5 protein-coding genes are annotated in these 3,357 nt (G+C 63.8%); 4 read left to right on the top strand and 1 reads right to left on the bottom strand.

Annotated elements, in window-relative coordinates; translation table 11 throughout:
* From RMO81_RS08170 to RMO81_RS08160, 3 genes are all read left to right on the top strand, one after another.
* Window positions 1-546, top strand: a 546-nt coding sequence (locus RMO81_RS08170) for an alpha/beta hydrolase (protein ID WP_310475330.1), incomplete at its 5' end; no start/stop codon positions are given.
* Window positions 543-1,553, top strand: a complete 1,011-nt coding sequence (locus RMO81_RS08165) for an NADP-dependent oxidoreductase (protein WP_310475329.1) — start codon at window positions 543-545, stop codon at window positions 1,551-1,553. The genes RMO81_RS08170 and RMO81_RS08165, both read left to right, overlap by 4 nt.
* Complete coding sequence (locus tag RMO81_RS08160; protein ID WP_310475328.1) at window positions 1,550-1,912, top strand: hypothetical protein; 363 nt, start codon at window positions 1,550-1,552, stop codon at window positions 1,910-1,912. Before RMO81_RS08165 ends, RMO81_RS08160 begins: the two co-directional genes overlap by 4 nt.
* 10 nt (window positions 1,913-1,922) lie before the next feature.
* Here the strand turns inward: RMO81_RS08160 and RMO81_RS08155 are convergent, their stop codons facing one another.
* Window positions 1,923-2,393: a vgr related protein gene (locus RMO81_RS08155; protein WP_310475327.1), complete on the bottom strand. Its 471-nt coding sequence runs from the start codon at window positions 2,391-2,393 to the stop codon at window positions 1,923-1,925.
* Between the two features lie 179 nt (window positions 2,394-2,572).
* Between RMO81_RS08155 and RMO81_RS08150 the strand changes: the two genes are divergently transcribed.
* Window positions 2,573-3,357: Hsp70 family protein (locus RMO81_RS08150; RefSeq protein WP_310475326.1), on the top strand; the 785-nt coding region annotated here is incomplete at its 3' end.

Raw genomic sequence — 3,357 nt, 5'->3', positions numbered from 1 at the left:
CTGGCCTTGCGGATGACGACCGCGCACCGCGCCCGCATGGCCGGCGTGGTGCTGAACGATATCGGCCCGGCGATCGAACCGGCGGGGCTGAAGCGCCTGCAGGCCAATGTCGGCCGCGGCGGCAACTGGATGACCTGGGTGCACGCCGCCCGCGATCTGGGTGCGCGCAACGCCGCCACCCACCCGGATTGGGGCCTGCACGACTGGCTGGCCTTTGCCAAGCGCCTGTGCCGGGTGGGGCCGCAGGGCCGCATCATCTTCGATTATGATCCGCGCATCGCCGAACCGTTCCGGCTGCCGCATGGCGATGCCGGCGCCGACGATTGGGCCGCGTTCGACAGTCTTGCCGGCTTGCCCGTGCTGTCCTTGCGCGCCGAACTTTCGGATGTGTTTTCAGCCGCCACACAAATGCAGATGCAGGCGCGGCTGCCCGCACTGACCGCCGTAACGGTGCCGGGCGTCGGCCATTCGCCAACGCTGGCCGAACCGGTGGCCGCCGCGGCGCTGAAGCAGTTTCTGGACGACATCAAACGGGGAGAGAGATGATGCAACGCAAGGTGTGGAAGCTGGCGCGTCGGCCGGTGGGCGATATCGCCGACAATGATCTGGAACTGGTCACCGAAACCCTGCCGGAACTGGCCGAAGGGCATTTCCTGCTTGCCGTCATCTACATGTCGCTCGATCCGACCAACCGCATCTGGATGAGCGACATGGAGCAATATATGCCCCCGGTCGAAATCGGCGCCCCGATGCGCGCCGGCGTGTGCGGCAGGGTGGTCGCCAGCCGCAAGGCCGGTGTTGAACCCGGCCAGATCATGGCCGGGTTGGGCGAATGGGCCGATCATATCGTGTCCGATGGCAGCTTCATGTCGCCGTTGCCGCAGTTGCCGGGCATTTCGCTGGCGGCGGCTTATGGCACGTTGGCGCTGGTAGGCCCCACGGCGTATTTTGGCCTGCTCGATATCGGCCAGCCCAAGCCTGGCGAAACGCTGGTGGTCTCCGCTGCGGCCGGCGGTGTTGGCCAGATTGTTGGCCAGATCGGCAAGATCAAGGGCTGCCGCGTGATCGGCATCGCGGGCGGTAAGGCCAAGTGCGATTATGTGGTGAACGAACTCGGCTTTGATGCCTGCATCGATTACAAGAATTCCGATGTTGGCGCCGAACTCGATCGGTTGGCCCCGGACGGCATCGACATCAATTTCGAACAGGTTGGCGGGCCGATCATGGTCGAAGTGCTGAAGCGCATGAAGAATTTTGGCCGGATTCCGCTGTGCGGCATGATCTCCAGCTATAACGATGTCACCCCCACCGAACCGCCCGGGTTCTGGACGATGATCCTGATGCGGCGGCTTTCCATTCGCGGCTTCATCGTCACCGATTTCGCCCTGCGTTTTGGCGAAAGCGGCATGGCGTTGGCCGGCTGGATGCTGGGTGGCCAGCTGAAGACCCGGCAGGATATCCGGCCTGGCCTCGAAAATGCTGTGCAAACGGTCAAGGAACTCTACACCGGCGGCAACTTTGGCAAATTGCTGATCGAGGTATCGAAACCATGACCACCCACCGCACCCTTAACGAAGCTGAATTGGAAGCAGCGCGCACCTTGCTCAGCGATATCCGAGCCCTGATCGACACGGCGGCTGGCCAGGATGAACAACTGCGCTTTGCGCTCAATCGCAAGGTTTACAAGGAACTCAGCTACGACGAGCGCGGCAAGCCCAATGCGCGGGCGTCGCTGAAGGCGCGGATGGTGAAGGCGCAGAACGGCGATTGCGCGCAGTGCGCCAAGCCGCTGCCGGAAAGCGATACCGTGCTCGACCTGCTGTCGGCAACCGGCGGCTATGTCGATGGCAATGTGCGGGTGTTGTGCCGCCCGTGCGACCTCGCCATCCAGCGCGGGCGCGGCTTCGCCTGAGGCGGCGCTGCTATTGCCAGCCGGCGAAGGGCAGCACTGGCACCAGTTGCGCCAGTGTCTGCGCGTCGCCGCGTGCTCGTGCCCGGAAGGCGTGTTCCACGATCATCGCCTGCTGTTCGATGCCATAGCGTTCGAACGGCTTGCCGGGCGCCAGCGTATAGCCATAGCGCGCAAACGGTGGCCGCCGCAGCGCCAGATGGCCGCCGGTCTGCACCTGCCAGGCATGCACCAGCTCGTGGATGAAATGCGCCTGCAGGCCCACGGTGCAGGCGGCATAATCGGCCGACCAGTTGAAGCCATTGGGATGGCACCAGACATGGCCATCGGGCGCCATCGTCACCCACCACGGGTGCAGCGCCCAGAATTTGGCCCGGCGCACGGTGACGGCGGCTGAATCAAGCGCATCGCCAAACACGCTGGCGGCCAGTTCGATCTCGCCGCTGGTGAGCGGTCGGATGGTGTTGAGGTCGGGATTCGGCATCACTCATGCAGTTAATCGCAACCGCCGCGTCTTGCAGCCCCGGAATCGCTCCCTATATCGCCGGTGTAACAAAAATGGCTGGGGCACCGGCCATCCGCATCAACCGGGGACGGATCGTGCCGCGCTGCCTTCAAGGGGCGCTTGAGGTCCGGGCCCACAGAAACAGGACGTGACAGACTATGGCCAAGGTTATCGGGATCGATTTGGGCACCACCAACAGCTGTGTTGCCGTGATGGAAGGCGCAGCGCCCAAAGTGATCGAGAATGCCGAAGGCGCGCGCACGACGCCGAGCCAGGTGGCGTTCACCAAGGATGGCGAGCGCCTTGTTGGCCAGCCGGCCAAGCGCCAGGCCGTCACCAACCCGTCGAACACCGTATTTGCTGTGAAGCGCCTGATCGGCCGCCGTTTCGATGATCCGCTGACCACCAAGGATTCGGGCCTGGTGCCGTATGACATCGCGCGCGGCCCCAATGGCGATGCCTGGGTCAACGCCGGTGGCCAGGATTACAGCCCGTCGCAGATTTCCGCCTTCATCCTGCAGAAAATGAAGGAAACCGCCGAGGCGTATCTGGGCGAGACCGTCACCCAGGCCGTGATCACCGTGCCGGCCTATTTCAACGACGCCCAGCGCCAGGCCACCAAGGATGCCGGCAAGATCGCCGGCCTGGAAGTGCTGCGCATCATCAACGAGCCAACCGCCGCCGCGCTGGCCTATGGCCTCGACAAGAAGAACGACGCCAAGACCGTGGCCGTCTATGATCTTGGCGGCGGCACCTTCGATATCTCCATCCTCGAACTGGGCGATGGCGTGTTCGAAGTGAAGTCGACCAGCGGTGACACCTTCCTGGGCGGCGAAGATTTCGACGCCAAGCTGGTGGAATTCCTGAGCGCCGATTTCAAGAAGGCCGAAGGCATCGACCTGACCAAGGACAAGCTGGCCCTGCAGCGCCTGAAGGAAGCCGC

Origin of the sequence: Sandarakinorhabdus sp., from assembly GCF_031422795.1 — a bacterium.
GTDB lineage: Bacteria > Pseudomonadota > Alphaproteobacteria > Sphingomonadales > Sphingomonadaceae > Sandarakinorhabdus.
The sequence above is the reverse complement of the archived record's forward strand: the minus strand, read 5'-3'. Positions and strand labels throughout refer to the sequence as shown.